This is a genomic window from Pseudomonas sp. RA_105y_Pfl2_P56 (assembly GCF_963970845.1).
In the GTDB taxonomy this organism is placed as follows: Bacteria; Pseudomonadota; Gammaproteobacteria; order Pseudomonadales; family Pseudomonadaceae; genus Aquipseudomonas; species Aquipseudomonas baetica_A.
The window spans coordinates 102809-121567 of the sequence record NZ_CAXAPL010000014.1 but is presented as its reverse complement, the minus strand read 5'-3'; the positions used below and the strand labels follow the sequence as shown (position 1 = coordinate 121567).

Below are 18759 nucleotides of genomic sequence, written 5' to 3'. Positions count from 1 at the left end.
CAGTCCGGCAGGTCAGGATCAGTAGATGCTGAACGGGAAGTACTTGTCGTTGATCTTCTTGTAGGTACCGTCAGCGACGATTTCCTTCAACGCAGCGTTCAGCTTCTCGCGGATCGGGTCGCCTTTACGCACAGCGATACCGATCTTGTCGCTTTCTTCCACCGGGTCGCCTTTGAATTCGTAGGCTTTGCCGGCTTCGCTTTTCAGCCATTCGTAGTTGACGTATTTGTCAGCGAGGATGCCGTCCAGACGACCGGACGTCAGGTCCAGGTAGGCGTTTTCCTGGGTGTCGTAAAGTTTCAGTTCGACGTCCGGCATGTTGTCTTCCATGAAGGTGCCGGCCAGGGTCGCGCGTTGGGCGCCGATCACTTTGCCTTTCAGAGAGTCTTTGTCGGTCTTGAACTCTTTGTCTTTCGGCGCGATGAATTGCAGTTTGTTGGAGTAGTACGGGTCGGTGAAGTCCACCGCGCCTTTGCGCTCGTCGGTGATCGACATCGAGGAGATCAGGAAGTCGAATTTCTTGGCGTTCAGGGCCGGGATGATGCCGTCCCAGTCGGACGTGACCACGGTGCACTCGACTTTCATCTTCGCGCACAGGGCGTCGCCGATGTCTTTGTCGAAGCCGACCACGTTGCCGCTGGCGTCTTTGTTGTTGAACGGCGGGTAAGCCGCTTCGATGCCCATCTTCAGGGTTTCAGCCATGGCACCGGCGCTGAATGCGAGGGTGACGGCCGCAGCCAGGAAGACCTTTTTATAGTTCTGCATGCATGTTGCTCCGTTAGCGGTTGCTGGACATGAATTGTTTGCAGCGCGCCGAAAGCGGGTTTTCGAACACCTGCTGTGGCGATCCTTGCTCTTCCACCAGGCCCTGGTGAAGGAACACCACTTCGCTGGAGACCTGACGGGCGAAGCCCATTTCGTGGGTCACGAGCAGCATGGTGCGACCTTCTTCGGCCAATGCGCGGATGACACTAAGTACTTCCTGAACCATTTCCGGGTCAAGGGCGGAGGTGGGCTCGTCGAACAGGATCACCTTGGGCTGCATCGCCAGCGTGCGGGCGATGGCCGCGCGTTGTTGCTGACCGCCGGACAATTGCGCCGGGTAGGCGTGGCGCTTGTCGGCGATGCCGACCTTGGCCAGCAGCGCTTCGGCGACTTCGATTGCCTCGGCTTTGCTCTGGCCGAGTACGCGGCGCGGGGCTTCGATGATGTTGTCGAGCACGCTCATGTGCGGCCACAGATTAAAGTTTTGAAACACAAAACCAATCTCTGAGCGCAGGCGGTTGATCTGCTTGCCGTCAGCGGCAACCAGTTCGCCATTCTTGGCGGCCTTGAGCTTGAGTTCTTCACCGGCCACCAGAATCTGGCCCTGATGCGGGTTTTCCAACAGGTTGATGCAACGCAGGAACGTGGACTTGCCGGAACCGGAGGAACCGAGGATCGAGATCACATCGCCGTCGCGGGCGGTCAGCGAGATGCCTTTAAGCACCTCAAGCTTTCCGTAGCGTTTGTGCAAGTTACGGATTTCAAGCGCGGGCGTGGCCTCAGCCATGTGCGTTCCTCATATATGTTGCGCTCCTGCTGTTGGTTGGCCTTCCTGGCGAGGCGGCCAAGCTAGCATAGCGTTTCAATGGCAGCCAACAGCGCTACGAGCGGTAAACGGATGGCGTGTGGCAGGTTGTCGCATTGGCGCAGCAGACTGTCGCCCCATCAACAACCGAACGGGTGTTTAAACGTGGATTCCCGTGGGTGTCGCGTAAAAAAAGGCGCGATGTTGCCAGCTTTGGCGGGGTGTTGGAAGCGCTATCCGGCCGAACGTTCCTGATTCGCCCTTTTATTGTGCATCCCACACTTTTTAAGTGTGTTTTTGGTGCGCTGATTCGTCTTGAAAGTGAGTCGCAGGGTAACGTTCTGGCGAATTGCCATTGTTCTCAATGACTTGCGATGACCGTCCGGTCGCGCGCAAAGCCGCGGCAGCAAAGAGGTTGAAACATTTTGGCGCAAATATTGCGTGCAGAATAAGGAACGCCCTGTTGGATTCTTTTTACGAGAAAGAACAAACCAGACAGGCCGGACGCAATCGCTTTCCTCGCAAAGGTAGTTTCAATGAGCAGTACCCCAAGCTCCAACGGCCTCGAACAGGGGCTCAAACCGCGTCATGTGACCATGTTGTCGATCGCCGGTGTGATCGGCGCCGGTCTGTTCGTTGGCTCCGGCCACGCTATCGCCGCCGCCGGCCCCGCTGTGCTCTTGGCCTATGCCGCCGCCGGCACCCTTGTGGTGCTGGTGATGCGTATGCTCGGTGAAATGGCGGTTGCATCGCCGGACACCGGCTCGTTCTCGACGTACGCCGACCGTGCCATCGGGCACTGGGCCGGTTTCACCATCGGCTGGTTGTACTGGTGGTTCTGGGTGCTGGTGATTCCTCTGGAAGCCAACGCCGCCGCGACCATCCTGCACGCGTGGTTCCCAAGTGTGGGGATCTGGGCATTTGCACTGGTCATCACGCTGCTGTTGACCGTCACCAATCTGTTCAGCGTGAAGAATTACGGCGAGTTCGAATTCTGGTTCGCCCTGATCAAAGTGCTGGCGATCATCGGCTTCATCGCCCTCGGTCTCGCGGCGATCTTTGGCTACCTGCCAAACAGCCAGGTCAGTGGCGTTTCGCACCTGTTCGACAGCGGTGGCTTCCTGCCTAACGGCATGGGCGCGGTGCTGGGCGCGATCCTGACCACCATGTTCTCGTTCATGGGTACCGAAATCGTGACCATCGCGGCCGCGGAATCGAAGAACCCGGGCAAACAAATCTCCAAGGCCACCAACTCGGTGATCTGGCGGATCGGCCTGTTCTACCTCGTATCGATCTTCATCGTTGTGGCTTTGGTGCCATGGAACGATCCGACCCTGGCCAACCTCGGTTCCTACCAGACTGTGCTTGAGCGCATGGGCATCCCGAACGCGAAAATGATCGTCGACATCGTGGTGCTGGTCGCTGTCACCAGTTGCCTGAACTCGGCCCTCTACACGTCGTCGCGCATGTTGTTCTCACTGGGCAAACGCGGTGATGCGCCCGCCATGTCGACTCGGGTCAACAAAAGCGGTACGCCTTACTGGGCGGTGATGCTGTCGACCGGTGCGGCGTTCCTGTGCACCTTCGCCAACTATGTGGCGCCGGCGGCCGTGTTCGAGTTCCTGCTGGCCAGCTCCGGCGCGATCGCACTGCTGGTGTACCTGGTGATCGCGTTCTCGCAACTGCGTATGCGCAAGCAGCGCATGGCTCGCGGCGAGAAAATCGTCTTCAGCATGTGGCTCTTCCCGGGCCTGACCTATGCGGTGATCATCTTCATCGTCGCGGCTTTGACCATCATGCTGTTCCAGGAAGCCCACCGCGTGGAAATCCTTGCGACCGGCCTGCTGAGCCTGCTGGTGGTGGCTACCGGTCTGCTGGTGGCGCGTCGGCGTCGTCACGAGAAGTTGAGCGCAGCCGTGGCTCGCTGAGTGTTCTGACTCCACGCCAACCGTTGCTCACCCACAGAGACGACCGCCATCAGAGATGATCGCGGTCGTTTTTACTTGGCAATTTGATGGACACAGTGGTGGCTAAATAGTAGCCTGCGCGACGAATATGTATCTCGCTGTTGCGAGATGCGATGGAGTTTCAGGACATGGATTGTTCGACGCCCTCAGCCTTTCTGGCTAAAGCTTTCGATTCTTCCTTGTCTGCTCCCTCATCTGACGCTACGTACAGATGCGATTTTGCGTGCTTGCCGTTAAAAAGAGCTGCATGGAGTTAGCCCGGCCGTTCAGCCAACTCATTGGGGCTTCAAGGAGATAAGCATGGCGTTTACATCGGTTGTGTTCAAAAACCCTAACACCGGTGCCATGAAAGAAGCGCCAATCGGCTTCTCGTGGACCGTGTTTTTCTTTGGTTTTTTTCCGCCATTGTTCCGTGGTGATATCAAGTGGGCTGCGATCATGTTTCTCGCGGCGAGCTTCACTCTGGGCTTGAGCAATATCGTGTTCATGTTCATCTACAACAAGCTGTACGTGCAGGACTTGATCGCTGCAGGCTACAAGGCTCAATCCATCGCCAAGGGTGAACTGGATTACGCCGCAGCCAAGCTGGGCATTGAAATCCCGCGCTTGAGCGCTGCCGCAGCCTAAGGTTCAACGCTTCGATCAGGCAAAAAAACGGGCGCAATCATGACTGATTGCGCCCGTTTTTTTTGCCTGAGATTTCAGCGTTTCAGACTGACTCGTCTTTGGCTTCGGCGGTATCGAGCGACTTGCCGTAAGTGTCCAGCGCAACCCCGAAGTCCGTGATGAACTGCGGTTCGGTCAGCCAGACCTGGGCTGTCTCGATGTCCATGCCATCGGCCCACATGCGGTAGTCGATCAACATGTCGGCGGCCAGATGGGTGGCGGCCATGCCTTCGTTTTCGGCGTTTTCCATGTCCAGCAGGTCGGGGTGGTCGACGATGATGAACGCCAGTTCTCTGAGCAGCGTCAGCAGCATCTCGTTACGGCTGACCGCTTCGGCGTCGCGCATTTTGCTGAACATCGCCAGGGTGTATTCCGGGATCGGCTCGGCGAGGTGGCCGAGGTCGTCGTCCTGCTCCAGCGGCTTGCGGCCAACCATACGGATTTGCTTGGCTTTGGCCTTGGCGCGTTTGGCGCGTTTTTGTTGCTTGTTCAGGGATGCCATGGGAACTCAGTTCTTCTGTTGGGTTTGTGCGGCGATTGCGTCGGACGCCGCCACATAGTCGGCCTGGAAGGCCGGCGATTCAATCCACGCCAGCGCGCCGGCTTCGTCGGTGTCCTGCGACCACTGGCGATACTCGATCAGCGCGGCGAGGATGAAGTCCATCGCGCCTTCTTCGCCTTCCTGCTCGTAGACCAGTTCCAGCAGCGGGTCTTCGAGGAACGCGGCGCACAGGGCTTGCTGGCTGATCTTCTCGGCGTCGATCATTTTCTTGAACAGCTCGGTCAGGTCCACTGATTCGAAATCAATGCGGTCATCGTTCGGATCCAGTTCGACCGGCGCCTCGGCGCGTTTGGTGCGGTTCTGCTTGGCCTTGGTCTTGGCCCGGGCGGCGCGTTTTTGCTGCTTGTTGGCGGAGGCCATGATGTGTTCCATCGTGCGTTGGAGGGGCTCAGCTGCGCGGCAGGTGCCGTCCGGGTGTGTCGGGGGCCAGTTCGCCGGTATGCAGCCAGGTCAGAGCGATGGGCCATAGTGTGGCTTGGTATGCGCTGCGAAAAAAGGCGAAATGTCCGACTTGTTGTTCGCCGATGTCCTGCGGCTCGATGCGCAAGTGTGTTTTTGGCGCGTTGCTGAAGTAGTCGAGCAGACGTTCGATGGCACGCAACCGTGCCGTAGCGATAATCCATTCGCATGGAATGGACGCAGGTACAATCCCGCGCCTCATGTTTTGTGACGTAAGGGAGCGCTGGTTTGAAAGGGATTTTGCGTATTGGCTCAGTAGCCAGTCTGGTTTTGATGTTGGCCGGTTGTGGAACGATGATCGGGCGATTGAACGGTGACTCTGCAGAGCCTTACTACAAAGGCGTCGATGGCAACTTGCACTTGCTTGGCGTGAGAGGAGGGGACGGCATGCCACATGCTGTCATCTGCTACTTCATGATCGTCTGCCCGCTGATTACAGTCGTATCTCTGCCGGTAGACGCTGCTTTGGACACGGTCTTGCTGCCGGTCGATTACGTCAACACTCTTTGAATGCGACCTGTGCTTAGCGTTGGCGCTTGCCTTTGGGTTTTTCCATAGGCTCCTGCACTTTGCGATAAACCCACAGCCCGAACACCCCGATAACCAGCAGAAATACAGTACCGATGCTTTGCCAAACGAACTCGAACCAAAACCGCCGAGGTTGCAGGGCCAGGGTGTAGGTGCTGCGCGGGCCGCGATTGTTGGTGGTGATGGAGCCAGTGACCCAGCTGTCGATCAGCATGTAGATCGATGCGCCGATGGCGAAAGCAATCATCACGGCAACGAACACTGTCAGCCAGTAAGTTGCGCGGCTTGGGCGATACGGCGGCGGATGTGGCAGGGGTATGCGGGTTCGTTTCTGGTTCATCGACGGGGCGACCCTCTTCCGTAAGGGGGGCAAGTTATCGCGAATCCAGAGGTCGATAACAGTCCTCATCAAATCGCAGGCATAAAAAAACCCTGAATCTTGCGATTCAGGGTTTTCGGTATTTGGTGCCCAGAGACGGAATCGAACCGCCGACACGGGGATTTTCAATCCCCTGCTCTACCGACTGAGCTATCTGGGCAACGGGGCGCATTAAAAGGGTTTTTCGGATTCTCGTCAACGACTTTTTTAAAATTTCTTAAATTAATTCCGTTGCTTACGACCCGCCCCCCGATTTTGCGGGGTTACTCGGCAGGCGGAACGTAGCCTTCAGCCTTGGCGTATTCCTCGCCGGAGAAGTACTTGTCCATTTCGCCCTGAAGATATTTGCGGTCTTCGGCGTTCATCATGTTCAGGCGTTTTTCGTTGATCAGCAGGGTTTGGTGTTTTTGCCAGTCGTCCCAGGCCTTGGCCGAGACGTGGTCAAAAATATCCTGACCTTTGGCGCCCGGGAACGGAGGGCGCTCCTGAGCGGGTAATTCTTTTTTGTACTTGCGGCACATTACGGTGCGGGTCATGGCGACTCTCCTGTATTCAATACGGCGGCCGCGCGTTCGAGCAAGGTTTTGACCGGGGCGGCGAGGCCCAGGCGCGGCGGGGTGGCGAGGTTATACCAGAGCCAGTCGGCCTCGGCCACGTGATGGCTGGCCTCCTGCACCTGAACCAGCCAGGGTTCGATGGACAACTGGAAGTGGCTGAACGTGTGGACGAGGCTCGGCAACGCCTGCTGCTCGCCCAGTGCCAGCGAGTGCTGATCGGCCAGATGTTGCAGGTCATCGAGGTCGTCGAGTTCCGGCAGGCTCCACAGGCCGCCCCATAGCCCGCTGGACGGGCGGCGATAAAGCAGAATCGCACCGTCGCCATTGGCGAGCATCGGCATCAGCGTGCGTTTCTGCGGGATGGCTTTGCGTGGCTTGGGAATCGGGTAGCGAGTTTCCAGACCCAGCATGTGCGCCTCGCAGCCACGTTCCAGCGGGCACAGCAGGCAACTCGGCTTGCTGCGCGTGCATAGCGTCGCACCGAGATCCATCATCGCCTGAGTGTAGGCGTTGACCCGATCGTGCGGCGTAAAGCGCTCTGCGTTGGCCCACAGCTGTTTGGCGACCTTCGGCTCGCCCGGATAACCCTCTTGCGCGGTAAAACGCGCCAGCACGCGTTTGACGTTGCCGTCGAGGATCGGCGCGCGCAGGCCCATGCTGATGCTGGCGATGGCGCCAGCCGTGGACAGACCGATGCCCGGCAAATCCGTGAGCTTTTCGACATCACGCGGAAACTCGCCACCGTACTGGCTGACGACGATTTTTGCGGTCTTCTGCAAATTGCGCGCGCGGGTGTAGTAACCCAGGCCCGTCCACAGGTGCAGCACTTCGTCTTCCGGCGCGTCGGCCAGGGCTTCGACGGTCGGCAGCGCGGCCATGAAACGGTCGAAGTAATTGAGCACGGTGCTGACCTGCGTCTGCTGCAGCATGATCTCCGACACCCACACCCGATACGGGTTGATGTCTTGCTGCCAGGGCAGATCGTGGCGGCCGTGGCGGTCGAACCAATCCAGCACCGCCGTGGAAAACTGCTCCGCTTTCATCGCTTGAACAGCCCCTTCAATGCGTTTTTCAATTCCGGACTGACCTTGTCGCCCAGTTTCTCTTCGATTTTTTCGCTGAGCTTGTCGCCGGCCAGTTTGGTCGCGACCTGGCCGAGTCGTTCGTTGTCGATGCGACAAGCCTTGGCGCCCAGTTCCAGAGGGCCACGGCAGCGCAGCGGCCACTCGATACCGACGAATTTGTCACCCACCTGACAGGCCGGGTCGGGCATAGCGCTGGTGTCGCCCTCGACGATGATGCCAACGCGATAATCCATGCCCAGCACGCGCAGGTCGATGTCGCCGTCGCCGTTGACGGTCAAGCCGGGGATGCGCACTTTCAGGTCGGGGTTGCTGGCGATGCCGTTGCGCAACGTCAGGTTGCCTTTGAGTTCCTGGAACGGTGTGTCCTTGCCCCTTGGCTCGCCGCTGAGGGTTTTGCGGTTGAGGGTGGCGATGCCTTTGCACAGTTGCTGTTCAAGGTTGGCGTTGAGCAGCACGCCGTTGTTGATCACGAAACTGGCGTTGCCGTTGAGTGAGTCAATCAGTGCCTGCTGGCTGTTGCCGCTGCCAGTGACGTTGCTGTTGAGGGTTACCAGACCTTTGACCGGCGGGTTCTTGCCTTGGCTCTCAAGGATTTTTTCCACCGGCACACGGTTGATTTTGGTCTGCATGTTCAGCACGGGTGCGCTCGGACGGACGTCGAGTGTGCCTTTGGCTTCGAAAGTGCCGTTGTACAGTTCGCCGCTCAGATTGGTCAGGGTCAGCAGGCCACCCTGGCCGTTGGCCTTGAGCGAAGCGTTCTGGATGGGCAGTTTGTCGAGCGTCAGTTGGCCGAAGGTCAGGTCGGCATCCACGTCGAGCTTGGCCAGACGTTCCACCGGCAGCAGGCGCTCGGTGCTCCAGGCGCTTTTGCTCGGTTTGTCCGGCAGTGGCGTCGTGCCGCCGCCGGCCACGGCATTGGCTTCGGTACTGGCGACTTCAGCCTGACGCACTTGCGTGGCGCTTGTGGCCTGAGCCGATTTCGGCGGCAGGTAGCGGTCAACGTTGAAGGTGTCAGCCTTGAGCGTCGCCCGCAGCGATTGCTTGGCAAAGTCGTCGACGGCGATTCGGCCGCTGAAGCTGCTGTCGTCGAGTTTCAGGTTGATGTTGTCGAACGCGACGCTGGTTGGCGTGGCGGACACGCGGCTGACCAGTTCGACCTTGCTCAGGCTGCCTTCAGCCATGGCTGGCAGGGTCTGGCCGATGCTGTCGACGAATTTTGCCAGATCGAACTGGGCGATCGAGAGGCCGCCAGTGATCTGTGGGGTCTTGTCGAGGTTGTTGGCTTTCAGTTCGCCCAAGGCGCGCAACTGATTGGCGGAGATTTTGATCCCGGTCCATTCGGCGACGTTTGCTGCTTTATCGAGCAACATCTGGCCCTGAGCGGAGAAGGTCATGGCTTTGCCTTGCAGCGGATCGCCGGTCAGTTCACCGGAGAGCTTCAAGTCTTCGAACTTGTAGCGCTGCAGCGCGCGCTCAATGCGCAGTTCACCATTGAGTTCGGTGCGTACCCGCAGCATTGGCTGATTGGTGCTGAGAAATGCGGTGGCCTTCAGCGGAATATTGGTCGAATCGTGCACCGCGCCGGTGCTCAATTGGATGCTTTCGGCGCTGAACTGCTTGCCGGTCTGCTCGTCGTTGTACTCAACGCGGGCGTTGTTGACGGTCAGGCTGTCGATGTCGAGCCGGATCGGCTGCGGTGGTTTTTCCGCTTTGGCGGTTGTCTCGGCAGCGGGTTCGCTGGCAGGCGGCGGGCTGCCCGCCGGTGCGGCGGCTGTCGGCAGCTTGCCGATGTCTTCCCAGTTGCCGTGGCCGTTCTTGTCGCGGTTCAAGCGCAGGTTGAGGCCTTCGACGCGCACGTCGCTCATCTGCACTTCGCGGCGCAGCAGCGGCAGCACGCGCACGGACAGGCCGAGCATCTGCAGGTCAGCAAACGGTTCGGCAGGCTTGATCAGGGTCGCAACGCTGGCGTCGTGCAATTCCAGCCCGAGCCACGGGAACAGGCTCCAGCCGATATCGCCATTGAGCGTCAACTCGATGTGGGCCTTGTCGCGGGCTATCTGGCGGATCTCGTCTTTGTAGTCATTGGGATCAAAGAGGTGGGTCAGGGCAAAACCTGCCGCCACAATGATCAGCAACAGCCCGAGAAGTACCAGACCCAGGATTTTGCCGAACGCTTTCATGGGCGAGTCCTTGTAGTTAGTCGAATTCGTAATTTAGCCGGGGAGTATAGCGCCGCATCTGCCCGGTTCGGTGTGAAGCTATGTTGCCAGCACCTCCAGCGGCACAGGCAACGTGGCGGCGGTGGCCTGAGTTTGAAGATGTCCGGCGGGTGCCGGCAGGCGCAGTCCGGCCTCCGCTTGCGACGCCATTTTCTGCGCTTGGTTCACCCATCGTTCAGCGACGCCACGGCGTGGGGTAACTTTTCGCACGCACAAATGGAACAGATACCAGACGCTGCCGTGCCTTTGCAGGCGTCCCGTGCCGAGTAAGCGGTGATTGAAACGTCCGGCAATAAATGAACCCCCAGCCAAGGCGCTTTCGATCAGATGAACTCCTCCGGAAAACGGCGCAAACAGCGATTCGGGAACATCGCGGCAGGTTTTCTGCAAGTCCTGCTGATCCTGATAACGGACGTTTTCAAGGGTTTGAAGGATGACCGGCATGGCGTTATCGGCAAGAAATGCTTTGTGCAAGAGATCAGACAACTGAAAAAAGGTGATATCAGTTTGGTTTTTCTGTCATCTGCAAATGGTAACCTTCGCGCGTTCGTCCGTCCTTCTGCGACTTAACGTCGCGCCTTCAGGGAGCTTCACCTTAAAAAACGGTCGTGCCTGCGTGCATAAGGCCGAGGGTGAGCAGTGGCTGGCGAACCATTCTAATAATTGGGGGATACACAATGAGCACGAGCATAACGGCGGACGGCTTCAAAGCCGACCAGCCTGCGTTCCTGTCCAAGGAACGCATCATCGCCAAGCCCGGTTTCAACCGCTGGCTGGTGCCACCGGCCGCCTTGGCCATCCACCTGTGCATCGGCATGGCCTACGGCTTTTCGGTGTTCTGGTTGCCGCTGTCCAAGGCGCTGGGCATTACCGCTCCGGTGGCTTGCGCGCCGGACATGAGCTTCATCGCACAAGTTTTTTCCTCGCAATGCGACTGGCCGATCTCGATGCTCGGCTGGATCTACACCCTGTTCTTCATCTTCCTCGGCTGCTCGGCAGCGATCTGGGGTGGCTGGCTTGAACACGCCGGGCCGCGCAAGGCGGGTGTTGTATCGGCGTTGTGCTGGTGCGGCGGTCTGCTGATTTCGGCGCTGGGTATCTATACCCACCAGATCTGGCTGATGTGGATCGGCTCCGGTGTGATCGGTGGTATCGGCCTGGGTCTGGGCTATATCTCGCCAGTGTCGACCCTGATCAAGTGGTTCCCGGACAAGCGCGGCATGGCGACTGGCATGGCGATCATGGGTTTCGGTGGTGGCGCGATGGTGGGTGCACCGTTGGCAACGGCACTGATGAGTCACTTCGCCTCGCCTGAAAGTGTCGGTGTGTGGCAAAGCTTTGCGGTCATGGCAGCGATCTACTTCGTGTTCATGATCGGTGGCGCCCTGGCCTACCGCGTACCGCCAACCGGCTGGAAGCCTGAAGGCTGGACCGCTCCGGCGAAAAAAGCCTCCAACTCGATGATCACCCACCGTCACGTACACGTGAATGTGGCGTGGAAAACCCCGCAATTCCGTTTGGTGTGGCTGGTGCTGTGCCTGAACGTGTCGGCCGGTATCGGCATTCTCGGCATGGCTTCGCCACTGCTGCAGGAAGTGTTCGGCGGCAAGTTGCTGGGTGTTGACGTGCCGTTTGGTCAACTGGACGCCGGGCAACTGGCTTCGATTGCCGCCATTGCTGCCGGTTTCACCGGTCTGCTGAGCCTGTTCAACATCGGCGGCCGGTTCTTCTGGGCTTCGTTCTCGGACTACCTGGGTCGCAAGAACACTTACTTCGTGTTCTTCGCCCTCGGTTTTGCGCTGTACGCGCTGATCCCCAACCTCGGCCACCTGGGCAACGTTGCGCTGTTCGTGGCGGCGTTCTGCATCATTCTGTCGATGTACGGCGGTGGTTTCGCGACCGTCCCCGCGTATCTGGCCGACCTGTTCGGCACGCAAATGGTCGGTGCGATCCACGGTCGTCTGCTGACTGCCTGGGCTGCGGCCGGTGTACTCGGCCCGGTGCTGGTGAACTACCTGCGTGAGTATCAGTTGAGCATCGGCGTTGAACGCGCGGCCGCTTACGACATTACCCTGTACATCCTCGCAGGCCTGTTGGTCTTGGGCTTCCTGTGCAATCTGATGGTGCGCCCGGTGGCCGACAAGTACTTCATGTCCGACGCCGAACTGGCTGCCGAACAGGCGCTGGGTCACGACAAAGGTGCTGATGGGACCACCGTTCTGGAGTGGAAGGCCGCCCCGGGCAACAAGCCGCTGGCGATTGCTGCGTGGCTGGCGGTAGGTATTCCGTTGGCGTGGGGTGTGTGGGTGACCCTGCAGAAGACAGCGGTACTGTTTCACTGAGTCAATGGCCTGAGATCTCTCAGGCCAGCACTTACTTCTGTGGGAGCGGGTTTGCTCGCGAAGGCGTTCTGTCCGTCGACATCAATGTCGGCTGATCCAGCGCTTTCGCGAGCAAGCCCGCTCCCACAGTTGTTTTGGGGGGCCTGTAATGGCTTGTATGGACATGTCTACCCGCGACAGCCGGGGATTCTATCCGTCAGCCATATTGCGTCTCGTGTTTCTGTTTCGGCCCCGCGCCCCTATAATGGCTGCCTTTTTCGCCCAATGATTTTGCGGAGCTGGTGATGGCCGAACGTAAGGCGTCTGTCGAGCGCGACACTCTGGAAACCCAGATCAAAGCCTCGATCAACCTTGATGGCACCGGAAAGGCCCGATTTGATATCGGTGTTCCTTTTCTTGAGCACATGCTGGATCAGATCGCCCGTCACGGGTTGATCGACCTGGATATCGAATGCAAGGGCGATCTGCATATCGACGATCACCATACGGTGGAAGACGTCGGTATCACCCTCGGCCAGGCCTTCGCCAAAGCCATCGGCGACAAAAAAGGCATCCGTCGTTACGGCCATGTCTACGTGCCGCTCGATGAAGCGCTGTCGCGTGTGGTGATCGACTTCTCCGGCCGTCCAGGCTTGCAGATGCATGTGCCATACACCCGCGCCACCGTCGGCGGCTTCGACGTTGACCTGTTTCAGGAGTTCTTCCAGGGTTTCGTCAATCACGCATTGGTCAGTGTGCACATCGACAACCTGCGTGGCACCAACACTCACCACCAGATCGAAACCGTGTTCAAGGCTTTCGGCCGCGCGCTGCGCATGGCCGTCGAGCTGGATGAACGCATGGCCGGGCAGATGCCATCGACCAAAGGCGTTCTGTAATGCAGACGGTTGCAGTGATCGATTACGGCATGGGTAACCTGCACTCGGTGGCCAAGGCCCTTGAGCACGTCGGTGCCGGCAAAGTGCTGATCACCAGCGATGCGGATGTGATCCGCGAAGCCGACCGCGTGGTGTTCCCCGGCGTCGGCGCGATTCGCGATTGCATGGCGGAGATACGTCGTCTGGGGTTCGACTCGCTGGTGCGTGAAGTCAGCCAGGATCGCCCGTTCCTCGGCATCTGTGTCGGCATGCAAGCCTTGCTCGACACCAGCGAAGAGAACGACGGCGTCGACTGCATCGGCCTGTTTCCGGGGGCGGTGAAGTTCTTCGGCAAAGACCTGCACGAAGACGGCGAACACCTGAAAGTCCCGCACATGGGCTGGAACGAAGTGAAGCAGAAGGTCAGCCACCCGCTGTGGCATGACATTCCGGACATGGCGCGTTTCTACTTCGTGCACAGCTACTACATCGCCGCCGCCAATGCGCGGCAGGTGGTCGGTGGCGGTCATTACGGCGTTGATTTCGCTGCGGCGCTGGCCGATGGCTCGCGTTTCGCTGTGCAGTTCCACCCGGAGAAGAGCCATACCCATGGCCTGCAATTGCTGCAGAACTTCGCCGCGTGGGATGGTCGTTGGTAAATGGCCGTCAAGAAATCCAAACCGCCGATCCTGACCCTCACTCCCGAGCAGGAGAGCGAGGCCAGTCACAAGATCAAGCGGTTCATGGAGGATCGTTTCGAACTTGACCTCGGGTCATTCGAAGCGGCGGAGATTCTTGAGCTGTTTACCCGCGAAATCGCTCCGCATTATTACAACAGGGCGATTTTCGATGTGCAGACCCACCTCAAAGAGCGGTTTGAAAGCATCGAAAGCGACCTGTGGGCGCTCGAGAAAAACTGATTTCCGAGCCAAGCTGAACATTCAAATTTGAAGGTTTGCCAGATGCTGATTATTCCCGCTATCGATCTTAAAGACGGTGCCTGCGTACGTCTGCGCCAGGGCCGCATGGAAGATTCCACAGTGTTCTCCGATGACCCGGTGAGCATGGCTGCCAAGTGGGTGGAGGGCGGTTGCCGTCGTCTGCATCTGGTCGATCTCAATGGCGCGTTCGAAGGCCAGCCAGTCAATGGCGAAGTGGTCACCGCCATCGCCAAGCGCTACCCGAACCTGCCGATCCAGATCGGTGGCGGCATCCGTTCGCTGGAAACCATCGAACACTACGTCAAGGCGGGCGTGAGCTACGTGATCATCGGCACCAAAGCCGTTAAAGATCCGGCGTTCGTCGCTCAAGCCTGCCGCGCGTTCCCGGGCAAGATCATCGTTGGCCTCGATGCCAAAGACGGTTTTGTTGCCACCGATGGCTGGGCTGAAATCAGCACCGTCCAGGTCATCGATCTGGCCAAGCAGTTTGAAGCCGACGGCGTGTCCTCGATCGTTTATACCGACATCGCCAAAGACGGCATGATGCAGGGCTGCAACGTACCGTTTACCGCTGCGCTGGCTGCCGCTACCAAGATCCCGGTGATCGCGTCCGGCGGCATTCACAATCTGGGTGACATCAAGTCGCTGCTCGACGCCAAGGCGCCAGGCATCATCGGCGCCATCACTGGCCGGGCGATCTACGAAGGCACCCTCGACGTCGCCCAAGCGCAAGCTTTCTGCGATTCGTACCAAGGCTGAGGACTGACCATGGCGCTGGCCAAACGCATCATCCCTTGCCTGGACGTGGACAACGGCCGGGTCGTCAAAGGTGTGAAGTTCGAAAACATCCGCGATGCCGGTGACCCGGTGGAAATTGCCCGTCGCTATGACGAGCAGGGTGCCGACGAGATTACCTTTCTCGACATCACCGCCAGCGTCGATGGCCGCGACACCACGCTGCATACCGTCGAACGCATGGCCAGCCAGGTGTTCATCCCGCTGACCGTCGGCGGTGGCGTGCGTACCGTGCAGGACATCCGCAACCTGCTCAACGCCGGTGCCGACAAGGTGTCGATCAATACCGCGGCGGTGTTCAACCCGGAGTTCGTCGGCGAAGCCGCGCAGCATTTCGGCTCGCAGTGCATCGTCGTCGCCATTGACGCCAAGAAGGTTTCTGGCCCGGGTGAAACCCCGCGCTGGGAGATCTTCACCCACGGCGGTCGCAAGCCGACCGGTCTCGACGCGGTCGAGTGGGCGAAGAAAATGGAAGGCCTGGGTGCCGGCGAGATCCTGCTGACCAGCATGGATCAGGACGGCATGAAAAACGGCTTTGACCTCGGCGTGACCCGTGCCATCAGCGATGCACTGGGTATTCCGGTGATCGCTTCCGGCGGCGTCGGCAACCTGCAGCATCTGGCCGACGGCATTATTGAAGGCCACGCCAGCGCGGTGCTGGCGGCGAGTATTTTCCACTTCGGCGAATACACCGTGCAGGAAGCCAAGGCGTATATGGCTCATCGCGCCATCGTGATGCGCTAAGCGCCAAAATCGGTACAGGCCAGTGGACACCATGGCGTACCCAAGGCACTCTTGGGCACGCCATGGATTCCGGTAGCCCGACATGATCAAACGCCTGCTTCTTGTTCTCGCCAGTGCCTCTGTGTTGTTGCTCAGCCCGGCCCGGGCCGAAACCAGTCCTGACACCGATCTGGTGCTTCTCACCGAAAACTTCCCGCCGTACAACATGGCGAAGAACGGCAAGAACTTCGCCCAGGGCGAGAACATCAACGGTATCGCTACCGATATCGTGCGCGAGATGTTCCAGCGTGCCGGCATTACTTACAGCCTGACCCTGCGCTTCCCTTGGGAGCGAGTGTACAAGCTGGCGCTGGAAAATCCCGGTTACGGTGCCTTCGTGATGGCGCGACTGCCGGATCGCGAGAGGCTCTTTAAGTGGGTCGGCCCGATCGGCCCTGACGACTGGATCCTGTTGGCCAAGGCTGACAGCAAGATCACCCTCGAAACGCTCAATGACGCACGCAAGTACAAGATCGGCGCCTATAAGGGCGATGCGATTGCCGAGACGCTGACCAAACAAGGCTTGAAGCCGGTGGTCGTACTGCGCGATCAGGACAACGCCAAGAAACTGGTCAGCGGCCAGATCGACCTGTGGGCAACGGGTGATCCTGCCGGGCGTTATCTGGCGCGGCAGGATGGTGTGAGCGGACTCAAGACCGTGCTGCGCTTCAACAGTGCGCAGTTGTATCTGGCATTGAACAAAGATGTCTCGGACGAAGTCGTTGCCAGGCTTCAGGCCGCACTGGACCAACTGCGCAAAGAAGGCGTGGTGGACGACATCATGGCGCGGTATCTGTAGCCGTCGGCAATTCTGGCTCGGGTAGCGGGGCGGCGGGTTCGTCGTCTGCTGCCAGAGTGTCCAGGGGCATTTGCGCTTCTGGTTCCTGTTCGGGAACGACAATGGCTTCAGGCATTTCAGGTACGTACTGGCTGATGTGCAAGCTGTTGCCATCGGTGTAACTGAAACCACTGGTCACAGGTGTACCGTCGGTACGCCGCAGCCTGTAATCGCTCTGAATCAGGTAAATCGCCACGGACTTTTGTTTGTCCACAACCGCTACAACGTCAATGGCGGCTGCGTTGAGCCATTCGTTCGAGTGTATTTCGCACTGGGTGAAATCATGGTTCAGCCTTGCCGAAAACAGGAACGGGTTGGGCAAGTTGGTTTGCCATTGAGCACCAAATTCGACAGAGGTGTTGTAGGTGAATGACCGCAGGCTTCCCGCTCGCTGCGCACGAGGCGCTACCCACCTGAACGTTCTGCTCTCGTTTTCGGCGTTGTGGGCATGGCCGACGAGCAAATACTGATCCGTGCGCTCCAGAAGATACAAAGGCGATCTGCTTAGCTGCTCGAGTGGCGACAGCAATGGGTCTTTTATCGTGAACCACGGAAGTTCGGCGATGTATGTAGGCTGATCCGGTGCCTCCGGCAGGGTCGGTACTTCCCCGCAAAGCAGCGGCGCCACAGGCTTCGGATTGACCTTGATCGGGATCTGCATGCGTAGCGAGTAGACGAGGAAATTCTCGGGTTTTGAGTAACCGGAAAATCCCACAAAGGTGCCGGGGGCCAGGTGGATTTCACCTGTTGCGGCGGTTGGCGGAACGGCATGCCAGGCGCTGATGCTTTGTCGTGCACCGCTCCCCTTGTCGTTCCATGCCAGTTCGCTGGTCGCTGACGCGATCACCAGGTCGGCGCGGACACAACGAACAGCGTTGAACGAAGGTTTTTCGTGGTCGTTTGAACAGACCGAACCCAGCGCCACGTAGCCTTCGGGGGGGATCGGTCGCCAAATCGAGAGGTCTTTCTTCGATCTTGAACCTGCATCTTTCCAGATCAACTCGAAATCGTCGGGGCGGCGCAGTGCCTTGCCTTTGGTGGGGTCAGCGCTGGGTGTGTCAGCTTCGCGAGCCACAACCACCACTCTTTTTCCGTTGATGTTGCCATGGCCGGCAGCGGCGACATCGCCCAAGGGGAAATAGCCTGGCAGTAGATCGGGTGCCGGAGTGGGGTGCCAGAACGCGGCCGGTTTTGTACGCAAACCGGCGGTATCCCAGACACGGAGAAACTCCGTCGTGAAGTTGATCAGAAGGTTATCGATCTTTATGGAGTCAACCTGCCCTGCGGGCGAGGGGATTGGTTCGTGGGTCGTCATAGTCAATCCTGAAAGTAGAAAGGCGACTCAGCGGAGTCGCGACCTGTTGCAGGTCTCACTATCGGGAATTGGGTCAAGTGTCTGGCGGTAACTATGTATTGAGCAACGTATCAGGGTGTTACCGATAAATGCCGTCTTTGCCATGGCCGACCATGGCGCGGTTACTGCGCACACTGATCATCTGCTTGATGTCGATCCACTCGATGCCCTGAGCTGCGAGTTTGGGCAGCTCGCGCTCCAGCACAGCGAGGGTCTGTGGATAAGGGTGGCCGATCATGACGGCCGAGCCCTGCTTGCGGGCCAGGGTGATCGCAGTCTGCAACTGCGTGAAGATCGCCGCTTCAGTGCGTTCGTCATCGAGGAATACATCCCGCGAAACACTCGCCAGATCAATCTTCTGTGCTTGTTGTGCGGCCACTGTCTGCGCGCTGGTGCGACTGTCGACGAAGAATTTGTGCCGGCGCTGCAACTCGCCCATCAACCACGCCATCGCCGCCGGTTGGGACGTCATGCGGCTACCCATGTGGTTATTGATGCCGACCGCGTAAGGGACCTTTTTGAAGGCGGCGTTCAGGCGCTTCTCAAGCGCTTCGATAGGCAGTTCCGGAAGCCAGGCGTAGGGGCCGGTCGCCGGATCCATGGGCATGTGCAGGATAACGATCTTGCCGGCGCGATGGGCTTCGCGGGCAAACTCGGTGGCATGCGGCGTGTCGGGCATGATCGCCGTGGTCACCGGGCCGGGTAGCGCAAGCACACGGCGATCCCGAGGCAGGTTTTGCCCCAGATCGTCGATGATCAGTGTCAGGTAGGCTTTGTGAGGCGTGGGGCTGGCGGGTTCTGCTTGCACAGCACCCGCCAGACAGCACAACAGGACGAAGACGAAACGCAAAGACATC

Annotated in this window: 21 protein-coding genes, 1 tRNA gene and 1 pseudogene; 10 read left to right on the top strand and 13 right to left on the bottom strand. The window is 59.0% G+C overall.

The features are described 5' to 3' along the window. Positions 1–18 precede the first annotated feature (18 nt). Together AACY11_RS12295 and AACY11_RS12290 are read right to left on the bottom strand one after the other, a co-directional pair. Entirely contained in the window at positions 19–765 is a 747-nt protein-coding gene (locus tag AACY11_RS12295) for an ABC transporter substrate-binding protein (RefSeq protein ID WP_339433548.1), read from the bottom strand. A gap of 13 nt (positions 766–778) precedes the next feature. Beyond that, positions 779–1552 carry an ABC transporter ATP-binding protein gene (locus AACY11_RS12290; protein WP_221733167.1) on the bottom strand — a complete coding sequence of 258 codons (774 nt, stop codon included), beginning with the start codon at positions 1550–1552 and terminating at the stop codon, positions 779–781. Between the two features lie 554 nt (positions 1553–2106). Here AACY11_RS12290 and gabP point away from each other — a divergent pair. After that, positions 2107–3498 (top strand): GABA permease, encoded by a 1392-nt coding sequence (gene gabP, locus AACY11_RS12285; RefSeq protein WP_339433547.1) that lies wholly within the window; start codon positions 2107–2109, stop codon positions 3496–3498. Between the two features lie 339 nt (positions 3499–3837). Continuing rightward, positions 3838–4164: a hypothetical protein gene (locus AACY11_RS12280; RefSeq protein WP_221733165.1), complete on the top strand. Its 327-nt coding sequence runs from the start codon at positions 3838–3840 to the stop codon at positions 4162–4164. Positions 4165–4246: 82 nt separating this feature from the next. Here the strand turns inward: AACY11_RS12280 and AACY11_RS12275 are convergent, their stop codons facing one another. The 3 genes and pseudogenes from AACY11_RS12275 to AACY11_RS12265 all read right to left on the bottom strand — a co-directional run. Beyond that, positions 4247–4705 (bottom strand): hypothetical protein, encoded by a 459-nt coding sequence (locus tag AACY11_RS12275; protein ID WP_339494869.1) that lies wholly within the window; start codon positions 4703–4705, stop codon positions 4247–4249. Between the two features lie 6 nt (positions 4706–4711). Next, entirely contained in the window at positions 4712–5125 is a 414-nt protein-coding gene (locus AACY11_RS12270; RefSeq protein WP_339433544.1) for a hypothetical protein, read from the bottom strand. Positions 5126–5153: 28 nt separating this feature from the next. Beyond that, positions 5154–5360: pseudogene (locus AACY11_RS12265) on the bottom strand (alpha/beta hydrolase); the annotation flags it as partial. A 92-nt stretch (positions 5361–5452) separates the two neighbouring features. On the opposite strand from AACY11_RS12265, the gene AACY11_RS12260 reads away from it, so the two are divergent. After that, positions 5453–5734 (top strand): YceK/YidQ family lipoprotein, encoded by a 282-nt coding sequence (locus tag AACY11_RS12260; protein ID WP_260456031.1) that lies wholly within the window; start codon positions 5453–5455, stop codon positions 5732–5734. A 13-nt stretch (positions 5735–5747) separates the two neighbouring features. Here AACY11_RS12260 and AACY11_RS12255 read toward each other — a convergent pair whose 3' ends face one another. The 6 genes from AACY11_RS12255 to AACY11_RS12230 form a co-directional block, all read right to left on the bottom strand. Continuing rightward, positions 5748–6092 (bottom strand): hypothetical protein, encoded by a 345-nt coding sequence (locus AACY11_RS12255; protein ID WP_339494868.1) that lies wholly within the window; start codon positions 6090–6092, stop codon positions 5748–5750. A 123-nt stretch (positions 6093–6215) separates the two neighbouring features. Further along, positions 6216–6291: transfer RNA gene (locus AACY11_RS12250), tRNA-Phe, on the bottom strand. A gap of 103 nt (positions 6292–6394) precedes the next feature. Then, a complete protein-coding gene (locus AACY11_RS12245) occupies positions 6395–6667 on the bottom strand; it encodes an oxidative damage protection protein (protein WP_339494867.1) in 273 nt (90 codons plus the stop codon). Further along, positions 6664–7731, bottom strand: coding sequence for an A/G-specific adenine glycosylase (gene mutY / locus AACY11_RS12240; RefSeq protein ID WP_339494866.1), 1068 nt, complete (start codon positions 7729–7731; stop codon positions 6664–6666). The genes AACY11_RS12245 and mutY overlap by 4 nt, the downstream gene beginning before the upstream one ends. Next, positions 7728–9953, bottom strand: a complete 2226-nt coding sequence (locus tag AACY11_RS12235) for an AsmA family protein (protein ID WP_339494865.1) — start codon at positions 9951–9953, stop codon at positions 7728–7730. Before AACY11_RS12235 ends, mutY begins: the two co-directional genes overlap by 4 nt. Positions 9954–10031: 78 nt before the next feature. Then, entirely contained in the window at positions 10032–10436 is a 405-nt protein-coding gene (locus AACY11_RS12230; protein ID WP_339433539.1) for an acetyl-CoA sensor PanZ family protein, read from the bottom strand. A gap of 233 nt (positions 10437–10669) precedes the next feature. On the opposite strand from AACY11_RS12230, the gene AACY11_RS12225 reads away from it, so the two are divergent. The 7 genes from AACY11_RS12225 to AACY11_RS12195 all read left to right on the top strand — a co-directional run bounded on the left by AACY11_RS12225 (position 10670) and on the right by AACY11_RS12195 (position 16509). After that, the gene (locus AACY11_RS12225) at positions 10670–12334 is read left to right on the top strand and encodes an OFA family MFS transporter (RefSeq protein WP_339494863.1); all 1665 of its coding nucleotides are present in this window, start codon (positions 10670–10672) and stop codon (positions 12332–12334) included. A 284-nt stretch (positions 12335–12618) separates the two neighbouring features. Next, positions 12619–13212: an imidazoleglycerol-phosphate dehydratase HisB gene (gene hisB, locus AACY11_RS12220; protein WP_339494862.1), complete on the top strand. Its 594-nt coding sequence runs from the start codon at positions 12619–12621 to the stop codon at positions 13210–13212. Continuing rightward, positions 13212–13850, top strand: a complete 639-nt coding sequence (hisH, locus tag AACY11_RS12215) for an imidazole glycerol phosphate synthase subunit HisH (protein WP_025110934.1) — start codon at positions 13212–13214, stop codon at positions 13848–13850. Before hisB ends, hisH begins: the two co-directional genes overlap by 1 nt. Then, positions 13851–14111 carry a DUF2164 domain-containing protein gene (locus tag AACY11_RS12210; RefSeq protein WP_221733149.1) on the top strand — a complete coding sequence of 87 codons (261 nt, stop codon included), beginning with the start codon at positions 13851–13853 and terminating at the stop codon, positions 14109–14111. A 42-nt stretch (positions 14112–14153) separates the two neighbouring features. Beyond that, positions 14154–14891 carry a 1-(5-phosphoribosyl)-5-[(5-phosphoribosylamino)methylideneamino]imidazole-4-carboxamide isomerase gene (gene hisA, locus AACY11_RS12205; protein ID WP_339433536.1) on the top strand — a complete coding sequence of 246 codons (738 nt, stop codon included), beginning with the start codon at positions 14154–14156 and terminating at the stop codon, positions 14889–14891. A 9-nt stretch (positions 14892–14900) separates the two neighbouring features. Further along, on the top strand, positions 14901–15671 hold the full coding sequence (gene hisF / locus AACY11_RS12200; protein ID WP_095058287.1) for an imidazole glycerol phosphate synthase subunit HisF: 771 nt from the start codon (positions 14901–14903) through the stop codon (positions 15669–15671). Positions 15672–15753: 82 nt separating this feature from the next. After that, entirely contained in the window at positions 15754–16509 is a 756-nt protein-coding gene (locus AACY11_RS12195; RefSeq protein ID WP_339433535.1) for a substrate-binding periplasmic protein, read from the top strand. Here AACY11_RS12195 and AACY11_RS12190 read toward each other — a convergent pair. Both AACY11_RS12190 and AACY11_RS12185 read right to left on the bottom strand, forming a co-directional pair. After that, positions 16490–17863, bottom strand: coding sequence for a Vps62-related protein (locus AACY11_RS12190; protein ID WP_339494861.1), 1374 nt, complete (start codon positions 17861–17863; stop codon positions 16490–16492). The genes AACY11_RS12195 and AACY11_RS12190 overlap by 20 nt on opposite strands. Before the next feature lie 118 nt (positions 17864–17981). Further along, on the bottom strand, positions 17982–18758 hold the full coding sequence (locus AACY11_RS12185) for a divergent polysaccharide deacetylase family protein (protein ID WP_339433533.1): 777 nt from the start codon (positions 18756–18758) through the stop codon (positions 17982–17984). Between the last annotated feature and the right edge of the window lies 1 nt (position 18759).

Excerpts from the sequence above, each read along its gene's own strand:
- AACY11_RS12195 (WP_339433535.1), top strand. The coding sequence starts at position 15,754 with ATGATCAAACGCCTGCTTCTTGTTCTCGCCAGTGCCTCTGTGTTGTTG.
- mutY (WP_339494866.1), bottom strand. The coding sequence starts at position 7,731 with ATGAAAGCGGAGCAGTTTTCCACGGCGGTGCTGGATTGGTTCGACCGC.
- AACY11_RS12290 (WP_221733167.1), bottom strand. The coding sequence starts at position 1,552 with ATGGCTGAGGCCACGCCCGCGCTTGAAATCCGTAACTTGCACAAACGC.
- hisH (WP_025110934.1), top strand. The coding sequence starts at position 13,212 with ATGCAGACGGTTGCAGTGATCGATTACGGCATGGGTAACCTGCACTCG.
- hisF (WP_095058287.1), top strand. The coding sequence starts at position 14,901 with ATGGCGCTGGCCAAACGCATCATCCCTTGCCTGGACGTGGACAACGGC.
- gabP (WP_339433547.1), top strand. The coding sequence starts at position 2,107 with ATGAGCAGTACCCCAAGCTCCAACGGCCTCGAACAGGGGCTCAAACCG.
- AACY11_RS12270 (WP_339433544.1), bottom strand. The coding sequence starts at position 5,125 with ATGGCCTCCGCCAACAAGCAGCAAAAACGCGCCGCCCGGGCCAAGACC.
- AACY11_RS12235 (WP_339494865.1), bottom strand. The coding sequence starts at position 9,953 with ATGAAAGCGTTCGGCAAAATCCTGGGTCTGGTACTTCTCGGGCTGTTG.
- AACY11_RS12230 (WP_339433539.1), bottom strand. The coding sequence starts at position 10,436 with ATGCCGGTCATCCTTCAAACCCTTGAAAACGTCCGTTATCAGGATCAG.
- AACY11_RS12275 (WP_339494869.1), bottom strand. The coding sequence starts at position 4,705 with ATGGCATCCCTGAACAAGCAACAAAAACGCGCCAAACGCGCCAAGGCC.
- AACY11_RS12190 (WP_339494861.1), bottom strand. The coding sequence starts at position 17,863 with ATGACGACCCACGAACCAATCCCCTCGCCCGCAGGGCAGGTTGACTCC.
- AACY11_RS12295 (WP_339433548.1), bottom strand. The coding sequence starts at position 765 with ATGCAGAACTATAAAAAGGTCTTCCTGGCTGCGGCCGTCACCCTCGCA.
- AACY11_RS12210 (WP_221733149.1), top strand. The coding sequence starts at position 13,851 with ATGGCCGTCAAGAAATCCAAACCGCCGATCCTGACCCTCACTCCCGAG.
- AACY11_RS12245 (WP_339494867.1), bottom strand. The coding sequence starts at position 6,667 with ATGACCCGCACCGTAATGTGCCGCAAGTACAAAAAAGAATTACCCGCT.
- AACY11_RS12255 (WP_339494868.1), bottom strand. The coding sequence starts at position 6,092 with ATGAACCAGAAACGAACCCGCATACCCCTGCCACATCCGCCGCCGTAT.
- AACY11_RS12225 (WP_339494863.1), top strand. The coding sequence starts at position 10,670 with ATGAGCACGAGCATAACGGCGGACGGCTTCAAAGCCGACCAGCCTGCG.
- AACY11_RS12185 (WP_339433533.1), bottom strand. The coding sequence starts at position 18,758 with ATGTCTTTGCGTTTCGTCTTCGTCCTGTTGTGCTGTCTGGCGGGTGCT.
- AACY11_RS12280 (WP_221733165.1), top strand. The coding sequence starts at position 3,838 with ATGGCGTTTACATCGGTTGTGTTCAAAAACCCTAACACCGGTGCCATG.
- hisB (WP_339494862.1), top strand. The coding sequence starts at position 12,619 with ATGGCCGAACGTAAGGCGTCTGTCGAGCGCGACACTCTGGAAACCCAG.
- hisA (WP_339433536.1), top strand. The coding sequence starts at position 14,154 with ATGCTGATTATTCCCGCTATCGATCTTAAAGACGGTGCCTGCGTACGT.